Origin of the sequence: Verminephrobacter eiseniae EF01-2 (genome assembly GCF_000015565.1) — a bacterium.
Lineage (GTDB): Bacteria > Pseudomonadota > Gammaproteobacteria > Burkholderiales > Burkholderiaceae_C > Acidovorax > Acidovorax eiseniae.
Genome location: NC_008786.1, coordinates 956,507 through 979,634, shown reverse-complemented (window position 1 = coordinate 979,634; position 23,128 = coordinate 956,507). Strand labels below are relative to the sequence as shown.

The window sequence follows — 23,128 nt, the reverse complement described above, 5'->3', positions numbered from 1 at the left end:
CGCAGACCCGGCGCGCAGGCGCAGCAGGCTCAGGCAAGCGGCTGCGTCTGCTGCGCATCTTGCTCCTGTAGCGTGCGCCACATGACCTTGCCGCTGCCGCTCTTGGGCAGCGCGCTGACCAATTGCACGATGCGCGGCGCTTTGTAGACCGCCATGTTTTCGCGGCACCAGTCGATGATTTGCTGGCCGGTGGTGTCCTGGTGCGTGGGGCGCAGCACCACGATGGCCTTGACGGTCTCGCCGCGATAGCTGTCCTTGGCGGCGATGACGCAGGCTTCCTGTATCGCGGGGTGGCGGAACATCAGCGCCTCGACCTCGGCGGGCCAGACCTTGAAGCCGCTGGCGTTGATCATGCGCTTGAGCCGGTCGGTCATGAAGAAGTAACCGTCTTCGTCCATGCGGCCGAGGTCGCCGGAGCGGAAAAAGCGCTTGCCCTCGAATTCGATGAATGCTGCGGCCGTGGCCTCTGGCCGTTTCCAGTAGCCGGCGAACACCTGGGGGCCATGGATGATGATCTCGCCGGACTCGCCCACCGGCATTTCCTGCAGCGTGTCGGGGTCGATCACCCGGGCATCGACGCCAATGTAGGGGATGCCCAGGCATTGCTGCCGGGGGTGGTCGGGCGGGTTGGTGTGCGAGGGGGCGGCGGTCTCGGTCAGGCCATAGCCTTCGGTGTAGCACAGGCCGCAATGCTCTTGCAGGCGCTGGGCCACGGCCTGGGGCATGGCCGCGCCGCCGCCGCCGATGTAGACCAGGCTGGCCAGGTCCTGGTGGCGGAAGTCCGGGTTGCCCAGCAGGTCGATGACCATGGTCGGGATGTTGGGCCAGTGGCTGATCCGGTAGCGCACGAGCAGCCGGGCGGCCAGGCTGCGATCCCAGCGGGGCATGATCACCAGGGTGGAGGCGCTGTAGACCGCCGTGTGCATCATGCTGACGATGCCGGTGATGTGGAACATCGGCAGCACCGCCAGCGTGACGTTGTCCGCCGCGCCATTGCTCCACAGGTTGCTGGCCACGGTGTTGTGCATGATGCCTTTGTGCAGGTGCATGCAGCCCTTGGGCAGGCCGGTGGTGCCGCTGGTGTAGGGCAGCAACGCCAGGTCATCGGGGCCTGCCTGCAGCGCCGGCGGGGGCTGCGGGCAGGCCAGCGCATCGGCCCAGGCGTGGGTCTGGCCGCCATCGAGCGCAGGCAATGGCAACTGGCTGTGCAGCCACGGCTTCCAGGCTTCGGGGGGCGCGTCGGGGCCGGTCGCATCGGCGTCGAAGGCGTCGGTGAAGCGGGTCACCAGCAGATGCGCCAGCCGCTCGCCGGGTGGCAATGCGTTGCTGGCCTTGACCAGTTCGGGCGCCAGGTCTGCGGTGGTGATGGCCAGTCGGGTATCGGGGTCGGTGATGTAGTGTTTGAGCTCTTCGGCCCGGTTCATCGGGTTGACCGGCACCACCACCGCATTGGCGCGCAGGATGGCGAAATGCGCCAGCACCAGTTGCGGGCAGTTTTGCATGCACAGCGCCACCCGGTCGCCCCGCTGCACCCCCTGCGCGGCCAGCCAGGCGGCCAGGCGCTCTGCGCCTTCGGCCAGTTCGCGGTAGCGCAGCCTGCGGCCGAAGAACACCAGCGCCGCTTTGTCGGGATAGCGGTGGGCGCTGATGGCCAGGTTGTCCCACAGCGAAGTGGCCGGCAAGGTGATCGAATGGGGCAGTCGGCGCGGCCAGAACTTGAAGTGGGGGCGCATGGATGGTTCCTCTTGAATCCGGTGGCGGTAGCTTAAGGCCCGGTGTTGCGGCTGGTATTGGGGCTGGCACCGATGCTGCGGGCAGCGAGGCACTCCGGTGTCGCCTGCGCTGCCCGGCCCCGGTGCCGATCGAAGGGGCAGCGCCGGTTGCGCTGCGGCCCGGGTGTCGGGCCGGTGCCCGTTGCATGCGTTCCGGCAAACGGCTGTGCCCGCCCCGAGGCGCCGGGTTCAGCTTTTGATCTGTGCCCACAGCTTGTCCAGCCGCTTGACGCTGACCGGCTGGGGTGTGCGCAGCTCTTGCGCAAAAAAGCTCACGCGCAGTTCTTCCAGCAGCCAGCGCAGTTCCTGCATGCGCGCATCGATGGCGCCTTTGCGCTCGGCCACCAGGCGCCAGTAGCGCTGCTCTTGCGGACGCAGCTCGGCCAGTCGGGCGGCGTCGCGCGCCGGGTCGGTGCGGATCTTGTCCAGCCGCAGCGTGATGGCCTTCAGGTAGCGCGCGTAATGCAGCAACTGCGTCCAGGGCGTGGCGGCGATGAAGTTTTTCGGCATCAGGCGCTGCAACTGCTGCTGCGCGTCTTGCGTGGCCTCCGGGGCGTTGCGGGTGTCCCGGATCTTGCGCGCGGCGGCGGCGTATTCGGCCAGGATGGTGGCGGCCAGGCGTGCCACTTCGTTGGCGATCAGCGCCAGGCGCTCCCGGCCCTCGTCGACCCGGCGCCTGAAGGCGTCTTCGTCGGCGGGCAGCGGGTCGGGCATGAAGGCGCGCTCCAGGGCCAGGTCGATGATTTGCTTGCGCAGTTCCTCTGGCGTGCCCGCGCCGGTTCCGTCCGGCAAGCGCCCGACGTGCATATAGGCCACGGCCATGGCGTGCAGGCCGGGGATGTTTTTTTCCAGGGATTTGACGGCGTCCTTGATCTGTAGCGCAAACAGGCGGCGCAGACCGGCCCGGTGTTGGGCGGCCGCCACCTGCGGCTCGTCGAATGCCTCGATGGTGACGGCGTCGCCGCCGTCGATCAGCGCCGCAAAGCCGATCAGCGTCTGCCCGTTCTGGCTGATTTCCAGCAACTCGGGCAGCGCGCCAAAGGTCCAACCGGTGTAGCGCTGGCCGGCGGGGGGGATCGGTGTCGTTTTTGCCACTGATTTGGCAGCCATGGATACATGCGATACATGCTTTTCGCGCACCACAGCCGGTTTTGACTCCACTGGCGGGCCCGCTGCCTGGCCGAGCTTGAGCCCCGCCAGCACCTGGAACGCGCCCCGCGCCATCCCGCCCCACTCGGCTTTGAGGGCCGCCAGGTTGCGGCCATGGCCGAGTTGGCGGCCATGTTCGTCGACCAGGCGGAAGTTCATGAACAGATGCGGGCTGAGCATGTCCAGCTTGAAGTCGGCCCGCTGCACGTCCAGCGAGGTGTGCGCGCGCACCTGCCCGAGCAGCGCTTCGATCAGGCCGCCGGCGCCAAAGTGTTCGGGCGCGCCCAGCAGTCCGGCCAGGCGCGTGGCCGTCTCGGGCAGCGGCACCAGGCGGCTGCGCGGGCGTTGCGGCAGGCTTTTGAGCAGGGCTTGCAGCTTGTCCCGGAGCATGCCGGGCACCAGCCATTCGCAGCGCTGCTCGCTGACCTGGTTGAGCGCGAACAGTGGCACGGTCACGGTGATGCCGTCGCTGGCAGCGCCAGGCTCGTGCAGGTAGCTGGCGGCGCAGTCCACCCCGCCCAGGCGCACGATCCGGGGAAAGGCGTTGCCGGTGATGCCTGCGGCCTCATGGCGCATCAGTTCTTCGCGCGTCAGCCGCAGCAGATCGGGCTGCTGCCGGCTCTGTTGCCGGTACCAGGTCTCCAGGCTGTGGCCGCTGCACACCTCGGCGGGCAGTTGCCGCTCGTAGAAGGCGTAGATCAGTTCGTCGTCGACCAGCACATCCTGGCGGCGCGACTTGTGCTCGAGTTCCTGCACCTTGGCGATCAGTTGCTGGTTGGCGGCCAGGAACGGCAACCGGGTCTCCCAGTTGCCGGCCACCAGGGCCTCGCGGATGAAGATCTCGCGCGCGGCCTGCGGGTCGAGGGTGCCGAAGTTCACGCGGCGCCCGCTGTAGACCACGATGCCGTAGAGCGTGGCCCGCTCCAGCGCCACCACATCGGCGGACTTTTTCTCCCAATGCGGGTCGAGCAACTGCTTTTTCAGCAGATGGCGCCCCACCTGTTCGAGCCACTGCGGCTCGATGGCGGCCATGCCCCGGCCAAACAGGCGCGTGGTCTCCACCAGTTCGGCCGCGACCACCCAGCGGCCCGGTTTTTTCGACAGATGCGCGCCCGGGTGCTTGTAAAACCGGATGCCGCGCGCGCCCAGGTACCAGTCTTGCTCGTCGCTCTTGGCGCCGATGTTGCCCAGCAACCCGGCCAGCATCGACAGGTGCAACTGCTCATAGCTGGCGGGTTGGGTATTGATCGGCCACTGGTGCTCGGTCACCACCGTGAGCAGTTGGCCATGGATGTCGCGCCACTCCCGCAGGCGGCGCGGGCTGATGAAGTTGTGCCGCAGCAACTGCTCGTACTGCCGGTTGCTGAGCTTGTGCGTGGGCAGCGCCGCCGGTGCGGGGGCGGATGCGGGCAGCGCCGTTGGCGCGGCCGCCGGCGTGGTCAGCCGCTGCGCCACCGGCAGGATGGCCTGCGCCGGCGCTTTGCCGAGCGCCCGGGCTTTTTGCGCGCGCGCCGATGGCAGGCCGGGCGCGCCGCCACGGGCCTCGCCGAGCCATTTCCACAGCTTCAGATAGCCGCTGAACTCGCTCTTGTCGTCGTCGAATTTGGCCTGCGCCTGGTCGGCCTGCTGCTGGGCCTCGATGGGCCGGTCGCGCACATCCTGCACGCTCAGCGCGCTGGCAATCACCAGCACCTCGGCCAGCGCCTGGCGCTCGCGCGCCTCGACGAGCATGCGGCCCACGCGCGGGTCGAGCGGCAGGCGCGCCAGTTCCACCCCCATGGGCGTGAGCTGGTTCGCATCGTCGACCGCGCCCAACTCGGACAGCAACTGGTAGCCGTCGGCCAACGCCCGGCCCGAGGGCGCATCGAGGAACGGAAACTGCGCCACATCGCCCAGGTGCAGCGCCTTCATGCGCAAGATCACGCCGGCCAGCGAACTGCGCAGGATCTCGGGGTCGGTAAAGCGCGGGCGGCTGTTGAAGTCGGCCTCGTCGTACAGGCGGATGCAGATGCCGTCGGCCACCCGCCCGCAGCGCCCGGCGCGCTGGTTGGCCGCCGCCTGGCTGATCGGCTCGACCAGCAACTGCTCCACCTTGCTGCGAAAGCTGTAGCGCTTGACGCGCGCCGTTCCGGTGTCGATCACATGGCGTATTCCAGGCACGGTGAGCGAGGTCTCGGCCACATTGGTGGCCAGCACGATGCGCCGGCCGGTGTGGCCGTCGAAGATGCGCTCTTGTTCGGCCTGCGCCAGGCGGGCATACAGGGGCAGCACCTCGGTATTGCGCAGCACCGGCTGCTGCGCCAGGTGCTTGCACAAATGGTCGGCGGCTTCGCGGATCTCGCGCTCGCCGGGCAGGAACACCAGGATGTCGCCTCCCGGGGCGCCCTGCCAAAGCTCGTCGACCGCATCGGCGATGGCTTCATGCAGGCCGTACTCGCGCGTTTCCTCGAACGGGCGCCAGCGCAGTTCCACCGGGAAACTGCGGCCCGACACCTCGATGACGGGTGCGCAGGTCATTGCGTCGCCCGACGCGAAATGCCTGGCAAAGCGGTCGGCATCGATGGTGGCCGAGGTGATGACGAGCTTCAGATCCGGCCGGCGCGGCAGGATCTGGCGCAGGTAGCCGAGCAAAAAATCGATGTTCAGGCTGCGCTCATGCGCCTCGTCGATGATGATGGTGTCGTAGGCGCGCAGCAGCGGGTCGGTCTGCGTCTCGGCCAGCAAGATGCCGTCGGTCATCAGTTTGACCGAGGCCGTGCGCGCGAGGCGGTCCTGGAACCGCACCTTGAAACCCACCACCTCGCCCAGCGGGGTCTGAAGCTCCTCGGCAATGCGCTTGGCCACGCTGCTGGCCGCCAGGCGTCGCGGCTGGGTGTGGCCTATGAGTTGGCCGCGCACCTGGCCATCGGCGCCGGGCTTGGCGTTGCACCTGCCACGGCCCAGCGCCAGCGCGATCTTGGGCAATTGCGTGGTCTTGCCGGAGCCGGTCGCACCGCAAACGATCACGACCTGGTGCCGTGCCAGCGCCGCCATGATCTCCTCGCGCTGGCCCGATACGGGCAGCGCTGGCGGAAACTCGATATGCAACGGGGTGCGGGAAAGCGGGGGCGAACGCAGGTCAGGAGAAGGCATAGGCCCGTATTATCGGTAGCTGCGTGCCGATTACCGGACTGCGCCGGGTCGCCTCCGTGCCATTATCCGTGTCATTGCAGCGACATCGTGCAAGCCTGTGCCTGCCTTTCTTGGCCTAGTGTCGCGTCACCGATCAGATGTCGTAGGCTGCGCGCAGCCATCGGAGCGCAGCGCAAGGCGCATCGCGCAGCCCATACCGAGCGTATTGGCAAGCGATGCAACGCCGCGATGCGCTTCGATGGCCAGCGCAGACCGACAGATGATCGGTGACGCGACACTAGGCTGCCGGGCGGCCGCGCTGGCCGGGCAGCAGTATCCGATGCGCGACAAACCCGGCCTTGCACCGCGAAATCCGGCATTCGCTCGAATATGCGCCAAGACGCAGCGTTTGCCGCCCGAGGCGGCATGGCCCGAAGCGATGGCGCGGAGTTTTCCCGTCAACGCCAGACGGGCGTTCTCGTGGAAAAGAGCAGACAAGCCGGAATCGCCACACCCATGGTCAGCACGCCGATGGCCGCGAATACCCAGCTTTGCGCCACCGGTACCTGGCCCATCAGGAGCAGGCCAAAGAGCATCGGAGCACCCGCGCTGACACCGCGAAATGCAACGGTGACGCGGCCGCCCCAGAGGGCAGATTCCTGCTTTGTCGTCAGACGCTCGAAGATGGCCTGTCGAATCCGGATTCTGGATATGTTGAATCCGAACCCTATGGCAAAGGCGAACACGCTTGTCAGCACCATCCCGACAGGCTGGGTGACCAGCGCATCGCCAATCACCACGGCGCCGCAGGCAGCATGGCCGATATATCCGCGCAGGGAAAAACGGACAAATGTGGCAAGGAGCGCGCCAACCCCTGCCGCAGCACTCACCAGACCATAGTCGGCAGCGGACGTTCCGGAGCGGCTTTCGAAAATCAGCGGAACAAAGAAATTGAAACCGCTGAGTTGAACGGCCAACAGTGCCATGCCTGCGAGCAACAGCCACAGCGTGCGCTCTGACATATGCCGCTGCGCCGGCATGGCTGCATGGCCCGCGCCGGTTTGCGCAGGAGATTCCCTGCCCATCCGTACCCATGGCGCAGCAAACAAGAGCAGGAGGCTGCTGGCAAAACTGACGGCGATTCCAAAAAACACCCAGCCCGTTCCCGACTTCGCAATCAGGATGCCGGCCAGCGCGTTCCCGACGAAGACGCCACTTTGCAAAGCAGTTTGCGAAAGCCGTGCCGACGTTCCGGCATCGAGCATTCCCGTGACGGTCAATTGCCCCATCAAGGTCTCGATGCACTGTTGACTGATGAAACTGATGAAGGTCAGACATGCCGCGACGGCAATCAAAGTGATCAGACCCGATGCATCCAATGTCATGCCCGCAAGGCTCGCCGCAACGCAGCCGATCATTCTGGGCATGATGATCATGCCCAGAGGATGCTGTTCGATCGCCCGGCGCATGGGTTTGAACAGGATTTGCGCCAGAAATGGCACCATATTCATGATGAACAGGACGACGCCGATGAAGATCGGCGATTGGCCCATGCTCGCACTGGTCCACAGAAGCGTCACGGTAATCATGCCCTCGCCGACCATGGTCAGGGAAAGCAGGGTCACGAAAATCGCCAGCGAAGTCTTGTGCATCCGGACCATCATGCAATCTCCCATATGGCGCCAGAGCGTTCCAGTTCCCGAATCCTTTCGATGTCGGCTTCGATGACCCCCGGATCATCATCGGACAGTTCGACAAGGGCGGGGCAGGTAACGAGGTCGACGGTTTTCGGTATGGCATCGCCCGGGGCCGTGAAGCATTTCAAACGCACGAACGAGGTAAGGGATCGGATATTCCCGATTCCAGGCGCAGCCACCAATGTGCCGGCCCGATCGGAAATCAGAAATGCGATCGACGAAGTCTTCTTCCGGATGATCTGGCCTGTTGCGCCAGCAGATGCGCCGGGTATGTACGAGTCGATGATGGCATCGATGAACGAAGGAACAAAGCTGGCGTCGATCACCGATGCGCCAATGCCGCCATGGGCCCGCGCGGCGATTTCCACGAGCAGTGGCCCGTTCGCCGTCAGCATGACCTCGATGTGGACCGGGCCCACGCGCACGCCGACGGCCCTGGTCACGGCTTCGCAGTAACTGAGCATCCTGCGGTCGACGGCCGGATCGCTCGGCGCGAGAAAGTCTATCTTGTCATATACCATCGCCCCATTCAGGTTGATTTTGCGATATTTGCCGACGGCAAAAATGGTGAGCACCTGGTTTGAAACGACGCCATCGACCGTGTATTCGTCACCCGCCATGAATGCCTGGATCAGGACACTGCGGGTGTTTTGCCCATATCTGTCGGGTTTGTCGAGAATCGCCGATGCATGCTGCGAAAGCGCGTCCCGTGTCTGGCAGACCCGAACCAGATCGCCCCCGGAACTGGCCTCGGGCTTGACGACCACCGGGTAGCCGGTGGCTTCGGCCCAGGCCATGCAATCTGACACAGAGCGGCAACATGCCTGGCGACACACCGCAATGCCGGCCTCTGCCACCGCTTGCGCCATGGCGGTTTTGTTCCGGCGCCGCGCGGTCGTTTCCGGATCGTTGCCCGCCAATCCGAGCCGCGCTGCAAGTTCCTCGGCAAGGCACACACCGCTTTCCGCGCCGGGCATGATGGCGTCATAAGAATCGAGCGCGACCAGGGCGTCAAAGTTTGAATCCAGGCAGTCGCGCGACCAGCTAAAATCGATGTCGGCAGGCGCCGCATGCGACAATGAAATCGCAATGCACATGAACCCGCGTTCCAGCGCCCGCTTGGCGATGAAATAGCCGGCCGATGACGGGTCAACGATGGCGAGCGCCAGACGGTTCCCGGGATTCATGCTTGCCGCCACTGCATCCGGTTCCATGTGCATATTCATGGGATGACTCTTTTCCGTATTTTCCGTGCGCAGGCCACGGCTCAAAAATGACAGACTATCTGAAATCGGGCCTGCTGCTGCAGGCAAATCCTGCCAATATGGCCACCAAAACGGACGGTGCGAAAAGAATCCTCTTCGCCGGTTATGACGGCCTGACCTTGCTCGACCTGGCCGGGCCGATGCAGGCGTTTGAGGCGGCGAATGCCATTCGCCGCAATGCGGGCAAACCCCCGGCCTATGAGATCAGGTTGGCCGCCAGCCGATCGGGCCGGCTGCAAACCGATGTCGGTGTTCCTGTCGAGGCGACCTCGTGGCAGGACGATGCCGCAGACAATCCCCATTTGATTGTCGTACCGGGCGGCCCGGGAGTATGGAACCTGGAGACCATCACCATGGTCGATGCCTATTTGCGCTCGCAGCGGAAAGCCACCGAGATTGCATCCGTCTGTATTGGCGCCTTTTTGCTTGGCCACGCCGGTTTGCTCACCGGCAAGCGTGTGGTGACCCATTGGCGATACTGTCAGAGACTACAGGCCGAATTTCCGGATGTGCGCGTCGATGCCAACCCCATCTTCATCCATGATGAAAACATCTGGACCTCGGCGGGGGTGACTGCGGGAATCGATCTGGCCCTGGCCATCATCGAGAGGGACCACGGTCATTGCCTGGCTGCGGATGTCGCACGCGGTCTCGTGGTGTTTCTCAAACGCTCGGGCGGCCAATCGCAATACAGCAAATTGCTCGAAACACAATCGGCAGCCGCCGACGGAAAACTGTCCGATTTGCACGCCTGGATCTCGGACAATCTGCACCGGCCGTTATCAGTGGAAACACTGGCCGAAAAGACCGGAATGTCATTGCGGAGCTTCGCCAGGTTTTACGTTGATGAAACGGGCGTCACGCCAAGACGGGCCATCGAGAATTTGCGTGTCGATGCCGCACAGCGAATGCTTGCCGATTACCCGAAGCTGAGTTTGAAGCGCATCGCAGACAAATGCGGTTTCACAGACGACGAGCGTATGCGGCGCACCTTCATCAGGCGTTTTGGCGTACCGCCCTCCGAACTGCGCCAGCATTTCACATCGAGCGCTGCAAGCCGATGACGGTCCTGCTGCCGTGAAGGCCCCATGAGGCTCCGGGCTGCGCACTATCTGATATCCAGCCGACGAAAAGCGATGAGATAGACCGCCCCTTGCGGCCCGGCAACGGATCGGTGTCGATCATTCGCGCACAGGTGCAGCATATCGCCTGGCCCGCATACATGAACGCCACTTTCGAGCGCGAAAGTCATCTTCCCCTTCAGGATGATCAGTGTTTCCTCGTTGGCATGCTGATGCCAGTCATGAACCTTGCCCGGGCCATCGTGCTGAACTTCGATACATCCCTGTTCGGGAAGGATCTGAATGACATCTTCCAGCAGTGAGAAATCGGTATGGATGTTTCTGATTACTTCCGTCATGTCCATGCCTTTCATTGCCGGATGGCTGCGCCATGGCGCTCGCCCAGTGCCTGGAAAGGACATGAACTGCCGCCTTGGTTGCGATCATCCAAAAAATACTGCTCGGATTCGAGAACGCCCGGGTGGCCATATTTTCCGAGCTTGGGCGATACGGGCAGGAAATCATAGTGCGCGATCCGCTTTCTCACCGCGCCAAAGGCGGTTTGTGTCGATTTCTCCGTTCCCAATATCTTGTCGAAGACCCACCGTGGCTGGAAGGTCAGCATGAAAGAGCTTGCGCGCCGACTTTGCCGAAATATATGTGCAGGCGTGTTGCAGACGACGAATACCGGTTCACCTGCAAAGCAGAATTCCCATTCCGGATGGGTGATCTCTGTCGGCATATGCTCGGGCCAGGGGGTGTGATCCCTGTCAGCCAATCCCTTCAGGATCTTCCAAAATTCTTCCTGATACGCATCGATGGATTTTATTTCTTCAGGCCGCGTAAAGATGACGAGCGAGGTGTTCGGCCCGAAGCTCCTGGCGTCGCGGACGAATTCTTGCAGCGCCGCCGATGTCAAATCCAGATCGAGATTCTCCTGAAAAACGTAGCGCAACTGATCCAGTTTGAACCCGCGCACGCCGAAGATGCAAGGAAACGGCCGGTTGCTGCTTTCCAGGCTCGTCGAGAATTCCGAGAACAGTATCTGCTCCCAACTGGTTTTGGCATAGCGCTCGGCGATATCACGGCGACGCGATAAGACAGATGTTGTCATTGATGTATCCATGATGTGTGGATGTCGGATCATAAGCAGTCGTTTATTATTTTTCTGCCATTTTGAACGCTTTTCAGGACTCGATGCTGCAAACATCGAAAAGAAGGGCCGGGCGTCGGGCACGGATCGATCACCGGCATCCGCCCGGCAAATGCCAGCGCGCCAGCACGGGATGCGCCCTTATGATGCCGGCCTGCCCCTAGTGTCGCGTCACCGACCATCTGTCGGTCTGCGCTGGCCATCGAAGCGCATCGCGGCGTTGCATCGCTTGCCAATACGCTCGGTATTGGCTGCGCGATGCGCCTTGCGCTGCGCTTCGATGGCTGAGCGCAGCCTGCGACATCTGACCGATGACGCGACACTAGCCTTGCCGGCTGGCACCGCCGGCCCACCGCATCCGCCCCATGTCCAGCAACTTCAACTTCAACTTCGTTCCCTGGTTCCGCTCGGTGGCGCCTTATATCCACAAGTTTCGCCACCAGACTTTTGTCATCGGGTTGACCGGAGAGGGCATTGCGGCGGGCAAACTGCACGGCATTGCGCAGGATCTGGCGCTGATCCAGGCCATGGGCGTGCGCATCGTGCTGGTGCACGGCTTTCGCCCCCAGGTGAACGAGCAACTGGCCGCCAAGGGGCATGTCGCCCGGTATGCGCATGGCATCCGCATCACGGATTCGGTGGCGCTCGACTGCGCCCAGGAGGCGGCGGGCCAGTTGCGCTACGAGATCGAGGCCGCTTTCAGCCAGGGTCTGCCCAACACCCCGATGGCCGGTGCCACGGTGCGCGTGATCTCGGGCAACTTCCTGACCGCGCGGCCCGTGGGCATCGTCGATGGCGTGGACTTTCAGCATTCGGGCCTGGTGCGCAAGGTGGATGTGGCCGGCATTCAGCGCACGCTGGACATGGGCGCCTTGGTGCTGCTGTCGCCGTTCGGCTTTTCGCCCACCGGCGAGGCGTTCAACCTGAGCATGGAGGAGGTGGCCACCAGCGTGGCGATCGAGTTGCGCGCCGACAAGCTGATCTTTCTGACCGAGGTGCCCGGCATCCGCATGCAGCCCGACCAGCCCGGGGGCGAGGACAATCCCATCGATACCGAGCTGTCGCTGGCCGCCGCCCAGGCCCTGCTGGCCCGTTTGCCCGGCGCCTTGCAGCCTGCCGACGCCGGCTTTTATCTGCAGCATTGCGTGACGGCCTGCAAGGCCGGCGTGGAGCGCAGCCATATCCTGCCGTTTGCGGTCGATGGCTCGCTGCTGCTGGAGGTCTATGTGCACGATGGCATCGGCACCATGGTGATCGACGAGAAGCTCGAAGCGCTGCGCGAAGCCAGCATCGACGATGTGGGCGGCATCTTGCAGTTGATCGAGCCTTTCGAGAGGGATGGCACCCTGGTCAAGCGCGACCGCACCGAGATCGAGCGCGACATTGCCACCTACACCGTCATCGAGCACGATGGCGTGATCTTCGGCTGCGCCGCGCTCTACCCCTATCCCGAGGCCAGGACGGCCGAGATGGCCGCCCTGACCGTATCGCCGCAGAGCCAGGGCACGGGCGATGGCCAAAAGCTGCTCAAGCGCGTCGAGCAACGCGCCCGCAGCCTGGGGCTGGACAGCATTTTCGTGCTCACCACCCGCACCAGGCACTGGTTCCTCAAGCGCGGCTTTCAGTCCGTGGACCCGGACTGGCTGCCCGATGCGCGCAAGCGCAAGTACAACTGGGACCGGCGCAGCCAGGTGCTGGTCAAAAAGCTCTGAGGGCCGCGCGCCCAGGCCCCTGCGCTCGGGCCCCTCTGCGCTCAGACCGGCGCCGGAGCGCGTTGCCGGGCGCCGCGCACGCCGCGCGCCAGCAGCGCCAGCAGCAGCAGGCCCAAGAGCGCGAAGCAGAGGAACGACCAGTTGGCGATCGAGCCGCCGAGCAGGCTCCAGTCGACCGCCGCGCAGTCGCCCGAGCCGCGCAAGATCATCGGAATCGCGCGGCTGAGCGGGAAGCTCTCGATCATCCCGTAAAAGTCACGGCCACAACTGACGCTCTGCGGGGGATACCACTGCAACCAGCTTTGGCGTGCCGCCACAGTGGCGCCAAAGCCCGCCGTCAGGGCCGCCAGGGCCGACAGCGTCAGCCACCAGCCCTTGGCGCTGCGGGCGCTGGCCAGGCCGGTGAGCAGGGCCAGCCCGATGAGCGCGTAGCGCTGCACGATGCACATCGGGCAGGGCACCAGGCCCACCACATGCTGCAGGTACAGGCCGCAGGCCAGCAGCGCCACGCAGGCCAGGCTGATCAGCGCCAGCACCCGGCGCGGGGTTCGATCGATCCAGTTCCATACCATCATGCTCGTCCTTGAAGTGGCTTGGCCCGCAGCGGTCTGCCGGCGGGGCTGGTTTCATTCCTGAATCATCCGTGCACTTCGTCGGCGCCGCTTGTCGTGCAGCCGTGCTGTCTGCGCTTTGCCTTCGCGTTCACGAACGATTGGGAAATGCAATGACGGCAGAGGGCCAAGGCAACTCAGGCACCGTCCAGGAAAATCCGGGCACGGCGCGGTGTCACCACCAGGGTTTCGCCCTCGCTGAACCCCATGTCCTTGAACTGCTGCGCCGGAATCTGCGCTTCGATCAACGGGCCGGGGGGCGCATCGTCCGCCGGTTGGTGCTCGTGCGACGCGATAAGTTCCAGCCGCGCGATCGGCCCCACGACGATGGCGCGGCTGAGCTGGGCGACGATGCCGCGCGGGCGGCCTGCGGCGTCCAGCCCCGCCCCCGGCGCATAGCGCTGCACGTCCAGGTCATGCGGGCGCACATAGGCAAAGGCCTTGGCGTTTTGCGCCTGGCTGTGCTCGGGCGCATCGATCTGCATGCCGGCCAGGTGCACCAGCCCCTCGTGCGCGCGGCCATGGAACAGGTTCACGTCGCCCAGGAAGCCATAGACGAAGGGGCTGGCCGGATGCTCCCAGACCTGCTCGGGCGATCCGCTTTGCTCGATGCGGCCCCGGTGGATGACCACCACGCGGTCGGCGACTTCGAGCGCCTCTTCCTGGTCGTGCGTGACGAAGATGCTGGTCACCTGCAGTTCGTCGTGCAGGCGGCGCAGCCAGCGGCGCAACTCCTTGCGCACCTTGGCGTCGAGCGCGCCAAAGGGTTCGTCGAGCAGCAGCACCTTGGGCTCGACCGCCAGCGCGCGGGCCAGCGCGATGCGCTGGCGCTGGCCGCCCGACAGTTGCGCGGGGTAGCGCTCGGCCAGCCAGTCGAGCTGCACCAGTTGCAGCAGTTCGGTCACCTTCTGCCGGATCTGCGCCTGGCTCGGGCGCAGGCCGCGGGGCTTGACGCGCAGGCCGAAGGCCACGTTCTCGAACACCGTCATGTGGCGGAACAGGGCGTAGTGCTGGAACACGAAGCCCACGTTGCGCTCGCGCACATGCACGCCGGTGGTGTCGGCGCCGCTGAAATGGATGCTGCCGGTGTCGGCCGTCTCCAGCCCGGCAATGATGCGCAGCAGCGTGGTCTTGCCGCAGCCCGAGGGGCCGAGCAAGGCGAGCAGTTCGCCCGAGGCAATGTCCAGGCTCACATCGCGCAGCGCATGGAAGTTGCCAAACTGCTTGCTGACGTTGCGGATTTCTATGCTCACGGGCTTTCCTTTCAACGCTCGGGCGGGCGCTCCGGCGGGCACTGGGCCGCAGCCATGTGCAGCTGCTCATGGCGGTGCTCGGCAATGGTCTTGATGACCAGCGTGACCAGCGCCAGCAAGGCCAGCAGCGATGCGGCGGCAAATGCGGCCACGGACTGGTATTCGTTGTACAGAATCTCCACATGCAGCGGCAGGGTGTTGGTCTGCCCCCGGATATGGCCCGACACCACCGATACCGCGCCGAACTCGCCCATGGCCCGGGCATTGCACAAGATCACGCCGTACAGCAGGCCCCAGCGGATGTTGGGCAGGCTCACGCGCCAGAAGGTCTGCCAGCCGGTGGCGCCCAGCACGATGGCGGCCTGCTCCTCATCGTTGCCCTGGGCCTGCATCAGCGGGATCAGCTCGCGCGCGATGAACGGGAAGGTGACGAACAAGGTGGCCAGCACGATGCCGGGCACGGCAAAAATGATCGTGATGCCATGCGCCTGCAACCAGGGGCCGAACCAGCCCTGCGCGCCGAACATCAGCACATAGATCAGGCCAGCCACCACCGGTGACACCGAGAACGGCAGATCGACCAGCGTGGTCAAAAAGGCCTTGCCCCGGAACTCGTACTTGGCAATGCACCAGGCGGCGGCCAGGCCGAACACCAGGTTCAGCGGCACCGCAATCAGCGCCGTGAGCAGCGTCAGCCGGATGGCCGACCAGGCATCCGGCTCGCGCAGGCCGTCGAGGTAGGCGCCCAAACCCTTGCGCAGCGCCTCGGTAAACACCGCCGCCAGCGGCAGCACCAGGAACAGCAGCATGAACGCCAGCGCCAGCGCGATCAGCGCGCAGCGCAGCCAGCGCCCTTGGCTGCTGCCGGCCCGGCGGAGCCGAGCGCGGGCCATGGCGGGCGCGGCAGTCACTGGAGCGCCTTCGCCTTCGGGCGGCCGTGCGGCAGTCGCTGGAGCACCTTCGCCTTCGGCTACGGTATGAGTGCCTTCGGGCGGCCGTGCAGCACTCATGCCGGTGCCCCCGCATGGCGGCGTTGCCAGGCTTGCAGCGCATTGATGAGCAGCAGCAAGGCGAACGAGATGACAAGCATCACCAGCGCCACGGCGGTGGCGCCGGCATAGTCGTACTGCTCGAGTTTGCCGATGATGATCAGCGGCGTGATTTCAGACACCATGGGCATGTTGCCGGCGATGAAGATCACCGAGCCGTATTCCCCCACGGCGCGCGCGAACGCCAGCGCAAAGCCGGTCAGCAGGGCCGGGGTGATGGTCGGCAGGATGACCCGGGTGAAGGTCTGCCAGCGCGTGGCCCCCAGGCAGGTGGCGGCTTCTTCGAGTTCTTTCTCGGCGTCTTCGAGCACCGGCTGCACCGTGCGCACGACGAACGGCAGGCCGATGAAGATCAGCGCAATCACGATGCCTGCGGGCCTGAACGCCAGCACGATGCCCATCGGCTCCAGAATCTGTCCGACCCAGCCATTGCCTGCCAGCAAGGCCGTGAGCGAGATGCCGGCCACGGCCGTGGGCAGCGCGAACGGCAGGTCCACCAGCGCGTCGACGATCTTCTTGCCCGGGAAGCGGTAGCGCACCAGCACCCAGGCGATCAGCAGGCCAAACACCAGATTGACCAGCGCGGCAAGGAACGAGGCGCCGAAAGTGAGCCGGTACGAGGCCAGCACGCGCGGCGCGCTGATGGCGCGCCAGAACTGCTCGCCGCTCAGCGCGAAGGACTTGAAGATCAGCGCCGACAGCGGGATCAGCACGATGATGCCCAGGTAGAACAGCGTGTAGCCCAGCGTCAGGCCAAAGCCGGGCAGCACCCGCCTGGACGCGCGCCGGCCGGCCGGCGCCGCAGCCACGAGGCGCTCGGTGCTCATGGTTTGCCGGGCAGGTAGAGCTTGTCGAACTGGCCGCCGTCGTTGAAATGCACCTTCTGCGCCTCGGTCAGCGAGCCAAAGTACTGGGCCACCGTGAACAGCCGGATCGGCTTGAAAGTACGGGCGTATTTCTTGAGCACGGCTTCGGAACGGGGGCGGATGGCGTGCCTGGCGGCGATCTCCTGCGCCTCATCCGAGTACAGATAGTCCAGATAGGCCTTGGCCAGCTCGGCCGTGCCCTTCCTGGCCACGGTGCGCTCGACCACGGCCACCGGGTTTTCGGCCACCACGCTCACCGAGGGGTAGACCACATCCACCTTGCCGGCGCCAAATTCCCGATCGATGGCCAGCACTTCGGACTCGAAGGTGATCAGCACATCGCCCTGGTTGCGCTGCAAGAAGGTGGCCGTGGCATCGCGCCCGCCCTTGGCCAGCACGGGCACGTTGCGGTACAGCTTGCCGACGAACTCGGCCGCCTGCGCCGCACTGCCGCCCTTGTCGAGCACCGCGCCCCAGGCCGCCAGATAGGCATAGCGGCCATTGCCGCCGGTCTTGGGGTTGACCACGATCACCTGCACGCCCGGTTTGATCAGGTCGTCCCAATCCTCGATGCCCTTGGGGTTGCCGTGGCGCACCAGAAACAGCATGGTCGAGGTGGTCGGCGCTGCGTCATGCGGAAAGCGGCGCGCCCAGTCCTTGGCCACCACGCCGTTGTCGGCCAGGAATTGCACATCGGTGGAGGTGTTCATCGTCACCACATCGGCGGCCAGGCCATCGTTGACGGCCCGCGCCTGGGCGCTGGAGCCGGCATGCGACTGGTCGATCCTGATGTCCTGGCCCTTGGCCTTTTTGTAGTGGGCGATGAACGCCGCGTTGTAGTCCTTGTAAAACTCGCGCGCCACGTCGTAAGAGACATTGAGCAATGTGCTGTCCGCCAGTGCCATGCCGCTGGCGGACAGGGCCAGCGCGGCCAGAAGGGTCTTGGGTCGCAAAGAGGTCATGGGTGCAGTGCCTGATTCCCGACGACGGCGGGCAACCCCGCATTGTGCTGAGCACCGCGTCCAATCCGAAAGACTGTCTTTTTGTTAATTAATATGGCCACCGATGGGAAGCCCGGCAAGCGCCCATGTCTCATGCACCGAAAGCTATCAATCAAGGAGCGGAGCAAGGCCATGTCTGCTTGCTGCCCGTCCTGACTGACGCCACTGACTAACGCCATACGGCCACGAGAATCAAGGCGATGAGCACGACGCACCCCCAGACCGTCCATCCGGAAAACAAGCCCCGCCCCTGCGCCAAGTCTTCGTGCTTCGGTACGTCCAGACGCTCCCGGTAGGAAATCCCGGTCCCCGGTATCCCCACATTTCCGGTGGCCTTGCCATCCTTGAGGTTCACGGACGCGCCAGGCCCGCCCACGGTCCATGATGTCCCCGACTTGCTGAGGTTCAGCGTCAGTCCTTTGAAAATCCGGATACGTTTTTGAAAGCGCAATCCCATGCAACCTCCCAGGCCAATCGACGCGCCACGCATGCGCCAAACACATTCCAAACACATTCCTGCGCATTGGTAATGTAACTGTCCAGCCGCAGGCCCCCACGGCCCGTCCAGCCTGCCAGATGAGATGAAACGACTGCGGGCTGGCGCTCAGGTCTCCAGCACGATCCATGCGCCAGCAGCCATCCGTCAGGGGGCGGCAAAAGACCAGCCACACCGGCGCAGGCAATGCCTGGCCGGTGGCTGCGATGGGGCTTATTTGTCGGGCTGGGGGGTGATGCGCAGATACGGGCGCACGGCCTTGAAGCCCTTCGGAAAGCGCCGGGCGATCTCGGCCGGGTCTTGCAGGCTGGGCACGATGATCACATCGTCGCCGTCTTTCCAGTTCACGGGCGTGGCCACCTTGTGCCGGTCGGTCAGTTGCAGCGAATCGATCACGCGCAGGATTTCGTCGAAGTTGCGCCCGGTGCTGGCCGGGTAGGTGAACGTGGTGCGGATGATCTTTTGCGGGTCGATGATGAACACGCTGCGCACCGTGGCGGTGGTCGATGCGTTGGGGTGGATCATGTCGTACAGATCGGCGACCTTCCTGTCGGCATCGGCCAGGATGGGAAAGTCCACGGTGGTGTTCTGCGTATCGTTGATGTCCTGGACCCAGCGCTGGTGCGCGTCCACGGGGTCCACACTGACGGCGATCGGCCGGGTCTTGCGCCGGGCAAACTCGGTGGCCAGGGCCGCCGTCTTGCCCAGTTCGGTGGTGCATACCGGCGTGAAGTCGGCCGGATGCGAGAACAGTACCACCCACGAATCACCGGCCCACTGATGAAAGCGGATGGTGCCGGCCGTGGATTCCTGGGTGAAGTCGGGGGCGGTATCGCCCAGACGCAGGGTGCTCATGCCAATGTCTCCTTGCTGGTTGCGGGGTGCGCAATTTTGCGCCGGCGCCGTGGCCGCGCCAACGACTGTCTTGTTCTGACCTCATCGCCAAAAAGTCTGATCCGGCGCCGGGGGGATTCAGTGCCGCAGCGCCACATTGTTGAGCTTGTCCAGCCGCTCGGGCCAGGCGCCGTCTACCGTTGCGCCTTGCAGCAGGATGCGTGTCCAGGCCACCCAGGCGTCCCACTGCACGCGCTTGTCCCAGGAATTGCCCCAGGCGCTGAACAACTGCAAGGCGCTGGCCGCTGCCAGCTTCGCCTCGTCCTTGCGCCCGGCCGCGAGGTACAACTGTGCCAGCACCATCTGCGGCTCGCCCACCCAGGGGTTGTGGCGCACGGCGCTTTCGAGCATGTTCGTGGCCACATCCGGGTCCAGCAGCGGGTGCTCCTGCGCAATCACCGACCAGTACAGCGCAGTGGCAGCGGCCTCATCGGACGCGGACAGGCGCTGGCTGCAATGCGCAAACACCGGCGGCAGCGGCAACAACTGCTTGAGCCCCGGGTGCTGCAGCGCCTGCGCCAGGGCGCTGATCTGTTGCAGCATGCGCCCCGTGGGCCGCATCGGGCCAGGCCACAGCGAAGCCGCCCAATGCACCGCTTGCTGGCGCTGCGGCTCCAGCCGGGGAAAGCCCGAGTAGACATCGTCTTGCCAACTGAACCACTGCTCGATGGCGTCGGCCATGGTGACGATGATGAACACCGCCACCTCATATGGCGTGAGCAGGTGGCGGCCATCGCCTTGCTCCAGCACCAGGCTGCCATCGGCTTGCAGCGCCTGGGCCAGCACCCGCTGCACGAACTGCGTGCGCGAACGGGTGCAAAACAGGTACACCAGATGCTCGGCCGACTCGCCCACCAACTCCCGCATCTGCGCCCGCTCCCTGGCCGGGTCGAATTTGACCAGGTCCACGAAGGCATTGCCGTACACGCTGTGCAGCAGCCCCAGCAGCCGCACGTCGCGCGGCTGCTGCCACAGGCTCAGCGAGCGGGCCACTCCCACCAGGTGGTGGCGGAACGTGCCTGCCTTGTGCCAGTCCTGCCCCACATTGCGCGCCAGCACGGTGGGCAGCACCGGCGCCAGGTCAGGGTCGCGCGCCAACCACTCTGGGTCGAGCAGCCATTGCGCGCGGGCAAACAGGTCGGTCTCCAGGGGATGAAAAGGCAGGCTCATGGGTGGTCTCCAGCGGTGGAATGGGCGGGGCAATGGCGCCCATTGGCAAGAAACGTAGTATCGCGGCTTGCGTTGCTGCGCCGGCCCGAATGGCCGGACTTGAATGTCTTTATCAGGAAACAACGGCAACGAGTTTCAACCCCCCGCCGGGTGCGTCGACATGCTCCCGGGGCGCGCCGACGGACATATTCGTCACGGCGTCGTCACGGCGCTCCCACTTGGGGACGGCGGCCTGCTGCACGCGCATGGCCCGGGCGCGCGCAGCGGCGCCAGACCGGCGCCTCGGGCGAGGCCCTAGTGTCGCGTCACCGATCATCTGTCGGTCTGCGCTGGCCATCGAAGCGCATCGCGGCGTTGCATCGCTTGCCAATACGCTCGGTATTGGCTGCGCGATGCGCCTTGCGCTGCGCTCCGATGGCTGCGCGCAGCCTACGACATCTGATCGGTGACGCGACACTAGCTTTCGTCAGCCGATGTCGATGTCGCCGGACTGTATGCGCTCGATGCCCTTGGCCTGCATCTGTTTCCAGGCCGCTTGCAGCGAGCCATCGATGTCGATGGCGCGGCAGGCGTCTTCCACGACAGAGGTATCGAAACCCAGGCGCCGGGCATCGAGCGCTGTCCAGGCCACACAAAAGTCGGTCGCCAGGCCGGCGACGAACACGCTCTCGATGCCGCGCTGTCGGAGGTATCCGGTCAAGCCGGTGGCGGTTTTGTGGTCGGCCTCCTCGAACGCGGAGTAGCTGTCCACCTGCGGATGAAAGCCCTTGCGCAGGATCATCTGGGCCTGGGGCAGATGCAGGTCTTTGTGCAGCGCGGCGTCCTGGCTGCCTTGCACGCAGTGGTCGGGCCACAGCCGTTGCTCGCCGTAGCCGAGCCGGATGGTGTCAAACGGCTTCTTGCCCGCATGGCTGCTGGCAAAGGATATGTGGCCCGGGGTGTGCCAGTCCTGCGTCAGCACCACGTTGTCGAAGGCCGTGGCAATGCGGTTGATCACCGGCACCACCTCGTCGCCCCGGGCCACGGGCAGCGCTCCTCCGGGGACAAAGCAGTTTTGCACATCGACCACGATCAGCACCGCATTCGCGCCGGGCTTGATCCTGGCCGCTGCCGCTGCCGGGGGGAAGCCGGCGCCGGCGAGCGTGCCGGCGGCAGACTGAAGAAAACGACGACGCGGGGCCAATGGCATGATGAACACTCCGGTTGCGAACGCACAGGCAAATCCGGCCATGCCCGGTGGGGCCGGGCCGGGGGACTACTCTCAGACACCCAGGCAGGACAGGCGCACCTCTTCGTTGGCGGCCAGTTCGGCCATGCTGGCCTGGTAACGGATCTGGCCTTTTTCGAGCACATAGGCGCGGTCGGACACCAGTTCGGCAAAGTGCATGTTCTGCTCGGACAGCAAGATGCTCACGCCCTGCGCCTTGAGCTCCAGGATCATCCGGGCCATCTGCTCGACGATCACCGGGGCCACGCCTTCGGACGGCTCGTCGAGCAGCAGCAAGAGCGGGTTGCCCATCAGCGTGCGCGCCACGGTCAGCATCTGTTGCTCGCCGCCGCTGATGCGGCCGCCGGGCCGGTGCGGCATTGCGCCCAGGTTCGGAAACAGCGCGAACAGGCGCTCGGGCGTCCACGCCGGGGCGGCCGTGCCATCGGGCCAGCGGCGCTCGGGCTGCCGGCCGACTTCCAGGTTTTCCAGCACCGTCAGATCGGTGAACACGCGCCGGTCTTCGGGCACATAGCCCAGGCCCAGACGTGCTGCGGCCTGCGGCGCGCTGCGGGAGAGGTCCTGGCCCATGAAGCGGATTTGCCCGCTGCGCCTGGCCAACAGGCCCATCAGCGCCTTGAGCGTGGTCGATTTGCCGGCGCCGTTGCGTCCCATCAACGCCACGACCTCGCCCCGGCGCACATACAGGTCGAGGTCGTACAGGATCTGCGCTGCGCCGTACCAGGCGTGCAAGCCCGTGGCCTGCAGCAGGACTTCGCCCGGGGCGCCGGCGCTTGCCGCGGCCCCGGCGCCGGGTATGCCGGATGTGCCGGGCTCGCTGGCCGCCTGGCGCTCGAAAGTCTTGCCGGTGCCGAAGTACACCCGCTGCACCTCGGGATGCTCACGCAGCGCCAGCGGTTTGCCTTCGGCGATCAGGCGCCCGCGCGCCAGCACGATCATCCGGTCGGCGTGGGCGAACACCACATCCATGCTGTGCTCGGTGAACAGCACGGCCATGCTGCGCCCGCGCACCAACTGCCGGGTCAGCGCCATCAGCGCGTTGCGCTCTTTCGGGGCCATGCCCGCCGTGGGCTCGTCCATCAGCAGCAGCCGGGGGTCGTGGGCCAGGGCCATGGCCAGTTCCACGCGCTTGATGTCGCCGTAGGCGAGCGCATGGCAGGGCCGGTCGGCCTGGGGTTGCAGGCCGACTTGGTCGAGCAGCGCCAGGGCCGCATCGCGCCGGTGGTCTGCGGCCTTGCGCCAGAACGAAAACAGGCGCTGCTCGTGCGCCAGCAGGGCCATTTGCACGTTCTCCAGCACCGTCAGCGAGGCAAAGGTCTCGGCTATCTGGAAGGTCCGGCCCACGCCCAGGCGGAAGATCTGGCGCGGCCTGCGGCCCCGCAGCGGCTGGCCGTCGAGCATGATGGAGCCGGTATCGGCAGACAACTGGCCGTTGATCATGTTGAAGGTGGTCGATTTGCCGGCCCCATTGGGCCCGATCAGCGCCAGCAACTCGCCGGCGGCCAGCGTGAAGCCGATGCCATCGACCGCCTTGACCGCGCCGAAGGACTTGCCCAGTCCCGTCACCGTCAGCAAGCTCGCTGGAGCACCTTCGGCTGCGGTACGAGCGCCTTCGGGCGGCCGGGCGGCGCTCATGTGTC

20 protein-coding genes and 1 pseudogene are annotated in these 23,128 nt (G+C 65.3%); 2 read left to right on the top strand and 19 right to left on the bottom strand.

The features are described 5' to 3' along the window. Positions 1 to 29 precede the first annotated feature (29 nt). The 5 genes from VEIS_RS04295 to VEIS_RS04280 all read right to left on the bottom strand — a co-directional run bounded on the left by VEIS_RS04295 (position 30) and on the right by VEIS_RS04280 (position 8,955). On the bottom strand, positions 30 to 1,733 hold the full coding sequence (locus VEIS_RS04295) for a long-chain fatty acid--CoA ligase (RefSeq protein WP_011808670.1): 1,704 nt from the start codon (positions 1,731 to 1,733) through the stop codon (positions 30 to 32). Between the two features lie 228 nt (positions 1,734 to 1,961). Next, positions 1,962 to 6,053 (bottom strand): ATP-dependent RNA helicase HrpA, encoded by a 4,092-nt coding sequence (gene hrpA, locus VEIS_RS04290; RefSeq protein WP_011808669.1) that lies wholly within the window; start codon positions 6,051 to 6,053, stop codon positions 1,962 to 1,964. Positions 6,054 to 6,124: 71 nt separating this feature from the next. Further along, positions 6,125 to 6,331 carry a hypothetical protein gene (locus VEIS_RS25465; protein WP_157048394.1) on the bottom strand — a complete coding sequence of 69 codons (207 nt, stop codon included), beginning with the start codon at positions 6,329 to 6,331 and terminating at the stop codon, positions 6,125 to 6,127. 159 nt (positions 6,332 to 6,490) lie between these two features. Next, positions 6,491 to 7,684, bottom strand: a complete 1,194-nt coding sequence (locus VEIS_RS04285) for an MFS transporter (RefSeq protein ID WP_232287841.1) — start codon at positions 7,682 to 7,684, stop codon at positions 6,491 to 6,493. An 8-nt stretch (positions 7,685 to 7,692) separates the two neighbouring features. Next, positions 7,693 to 8,955, bottom strand: a complete 1,263-nt coding sequence (locus tag VEIS_RS04280) for an ATP-grasp domain-containing protein (protein WP_011808667.1) — start codon at positions 8,953 to 8,955, stop codon at positions 7,693 to 7,695. A gap of 47 nt (positions 8,956 to 9,002) precedes the next feature. Here VEIS_RS04280 and VEIS_RS04275 point away from each other — a divergent pair, with 47 nt between their 5' ends. Then, positions 9,003 to 10,058 (top strand): GlxA family transcriptional regulator, encoded by a 1,056-nt coding sequence (locus VEIS_RS04275; protein WP_083758565.1) that lies wholly within the window; start codon positions 9,003 to 9,005, stop codon positions 10,056 to 10,058. Positions 10,059 to 10,102: 44 nt separating this feature from the next. On the opposite strand, the gene VEIS_RS25460 is transcribed toward VEIS_RS04275, so the two are convergent. Next, on the bottom strand, positions 10,103 to 10,420 hold the full coding sequence (locus tag VEIS_RS25460) for a cupin domain-containing protein (protein ID WP_198137954.1): 318 nt from the start codon (positions 10,418 to 10,420) through the stop codon (positions 10,103 to 10,105). Between the two features lie 5 nt (positions 10,421 to 10,425). Continuing rightward, complete coding sequence (locus VEIS_RS04270; protein WP_198137953.1) at positions 10,426 to 11,292, bottom strand: YqcI/YcgG family protein; 867 nt, start codon at positions 11,290 to 11,292, stop codon at positions 10,426 to 10,428. A gap of 281 nt (positions 11,293 to 11,573) precedes the next feature. Here VEIS_RS04270 and argA point away from each other — a divergent pair, with 281 nt between their 5' ends. Then, positions 11,574 to 12,920: an amino-acid N-acetyltransferase gene (argA, locus tag VEIS_RS04265; protein WP_011808663.1), complete on the top strand. Its 1,347-nt coding sequence runs from the start codon at positions 11,574 to 11,576 to the stop codon at positions 12,918 to 12,920. A gap of 41 nt (positions 12,921 to 12,961) precedes the next feature. Here argA and VEIS_RS04260 read toward each other — a convergent pair whose 3' ends face one another. The 12 genes and pseudogenes from VEIS_RS04260 to VEIS_RS30205 all read right to left on the bottom strand — a co-directional run. Continuing rightward, a complete protein-coding gene (locus VEIS_RS04260; RefSeq protein WP_041950523.1) occupies positions 12,962 to 13,492 on the bottom strand; it encodes a disulfide bond formation protein B in 531 nt (176 codons plus the stop codon). 176 nt (positions 13,493 to 13,668) lie between these two features. Then, on the bottom strand, positions 13,669 to 14,784 hold the full coding sequence (locus tag VEIS_RS04255; protein ID WP_011808661.1) for a sulfate/molybdate ABC transporter ATP-binding protein: 1,116 nt from the start codon (positions 14,782 to 14,784) through the stop codon (positions 13,669 to 13,671). An 11-nt stretch (positions 14,785 to 14,795) separates the two neighbouring features. Beyond that, positions 14,796 to 15,677 (bottom strand): sulfate ABC transporter permease subunit CysW, encoded by an 882-nt coding sequence (cysW, locus tag VEIS_RS04250; RefSeq protein WP_041949803.1) that lies wholly within the window; start codon positions 15,675 to 15,677, stop codon positions 14,796 to 14,798. Positions 15,678 to 15,790: 113 nt separating this feature from the next. Then, positions 15,791 to 16,660, bottom strand: coding sequence for a sulfate ABC transporter permease subunit CysT (cysT, locus tag VEIS_RS04245; protein ID WP_011808659.1), 870 nt, complete (start codon positions 16,658 to 16,660; stop codon positions 15,791 to 15,793). Further along, positions 16,657 to 17,661, bottom strand: coding sequence for a sulfate ABC transporter substrate-binding protein (locus VEIS_RS04240; RefSeq protein WP_011808658.1), 1,005 nt, complete (start codon positions 17,659 to 17,661; stop codon positions 16,657 to 16,659). The genes cysT and VEIS_RS04240 overlap by 4 nt, the downstream gene beginning before the upstream one ends. A gap of 208 nt (positions 17,662 to 17,869) precedes the next feature. Then, positions 17,870 to 18,157, bottom strand: a complete 288-nt coding sequence (locus tag VEIS_RS04235; RefSeq protein WP_041949802.1) for a DUF4236 domain-containing protein — start codon at positions 18,155 to 18,157, stop codon at positions 17,870 to 17,872. A gap of 252 nt (positions 18,158 to 18,409) precedes the next feature. Next, complete coding sequence (locus VEIS_RS04230; protein WP_011808656.1) at positions 18,410 to 19,051, bottom strand: peroxiredoxin; 642 nt, start codon at positions 19,049 to 19,051, stop codon at positions 18,410 to 18,412. Positions 19,052 to 19,168: 117 nt separating this feature from the next. Further along, positions 19,169 to 20,260, bottom strand: coding sequence for a tetratricopeptide repeat protein (locus tag VEIS_RS04225; RefSeq protein WP_011808655.1), 1,092 nt, complete (start codon positions 20,258 to 20,260; stop codon positions 19,169 to 19,171). 112 nt (positions 20,261 to 20,372) lie between these two features. Further along, positions 20,373 to 20,717, bottom strand: a complete 345-nt coding sequence (locus VEIS_RS28235; protein WP_011808654.1) for a hypothetical protein — start codon at positions 20,715 to 20,717, stop codon at positions 20,373 to 20,375. A gap of 9 nt (positions 20,718 to 20,726) precedes the next feature. Further along, on the bottom strand, positions 20,727 to 21,449 hold the full coding sequence (gene pncA / locus VEIS_RS04215; RefSeq protein WP_011808653.1) for a bifunctional nicotinamidase/pyrazinamidase: 723 nt from the start codon (positions 21,447 to 21,449) through the stop codon (positions 20,727 to 20,729). 72 nt (positions 21,450 to 21,521) lie between these two features. After that, the gene (locus VEIS_RS30210) at positions 21,522 to 22,286 is read right to left on the bottom strand and encodes an ABC transporter ATP-binding protein (protein WP_407831853.1); all 765 of its coding nucleotides are present in this window, start codon (positions 22,284 to 22,286) and stop codon (positions 21,522 to 21,524) included. Positions 22,287 to 22,562: 276 nt separating this feature from the next. Beyond that, positions 22,563 to 23,123 (bottom strand): annotated as a pseudogene (locus VEIS_RS30205) (ABC transporter ATP-binding protein); the annotation flags it as partial. Positions 23,124 to 23,128: the final 5 nt, after the last annotated feature.

Excerpts from the sequence above, each read along its gene's own strand:
- VEIS_RS04295 (WP_011808670.1), bottom strand. The coding sequence starts at position 1,733 with ATGCGCCCCCACTTCAAGTTCTGGCCGCGCCGACTGCCCCATTCGATC.
- hrpA (WP_011808669.1), bottom strand. The coding sequence starts at position 6,053 with ATGCCTTCTCCTGACCTGCGTTCGCCCCCGCTTTCCCGCACCCCGTTG.
- VEIS_RS04285 (WP_232287841.1), bottom strand. The coding sequence starts at position 7,684 with ATGCACAAGACTTCGCTGGCGATTTTCGTGACCCTGCTTTCCCTGACC.
- VEIS_RS04280 (WP_011808667.1), bottom strand. The coding sequence starts at position 8,955 with ATGAATATGCACATGGAACCGGATGCAGTGGCGGCAAGCATGAATCCC.
- VEIS_RS04275 (WP_083758565.1), top strand. The coding sequence starts at position 9,003 with ATGACAGACTATCTGAAATCGGGCCTGCTGCTGCAGGCAAATCCTGCC.
- VEIS_RS25460 (WP_198137954.1), bottom strand. The coding sequence starts at position 10,420 with ATGGACATGACGGAAGTAATCAGAAACATCCATACCGATTTCTCACTG.
- argA (WP_011808663.1), top strand. The coding sequence starts at position 11,574 with ATGTCCAGCAACTTCAACTTCAACTTCGTTCCCTGGTTCCGCTCGGTG.
- VEIS_RS04260 (WP_041950523.1), bottom strand. The coding sequence starts at position 13,492 with ATGGTATGGAACTGGATCGATCGAACCCCGCGCCGGGTGCTGGCGCTG.
- cysW (WP_041949803.1), bottom strand. The coding sequence starts at position 15,677 with ATGGCCCGCGCTCGGCTCCGCCGGGCCGGCAGCAGCCAAGGGCGCTGG.
- cysT (WP_011808659.1), bottom strand. The coding sequence starts at position 16,660 with ATGAGCACCGAGCGCCTCGTGGCTGCGGCGCCGGCCGGCCGGCGCGCG.
- VEIS_RS04240 (WP_011808658.1), bottom strand. The coding sequence starts at position 17,661 with ATGACCTCTTTGCGACCCAAGACCCTTCTGGCCGCGCTGGCCCTGTCC.
- VEIS_RS04235 (WP_041949802.1), bottom strand. The coding sequence starts at position 18,157 with ATGGGATTGCGCTTTCAAAAACGTATCCGGATTTTCAAAGGACTGACG.
- VEIS_RS04230 (WP_011808656.1), bottom strand. The coding sequence starts at position 19,051 with ATGAGCACCCTGCGTCTGGGCGATACCGCCCCCGACTTCACCCAGGAA.
- VEIS_RS04225 (WP_011808655.1), bottom strand. The coding sequence starts at position 20,260 with ATGAGCCTGCCTTTTCATCCCCTGGAGACCGACCTGTTTGCCCGCGCG.
- pncA (WP_011808653.1), bottom strand. The coding sequence starts at position 21,449 with ATGCCATTGGCCCCGCGTCGTCGTTTTCTTCAGTCTGCCGCCGGCACG.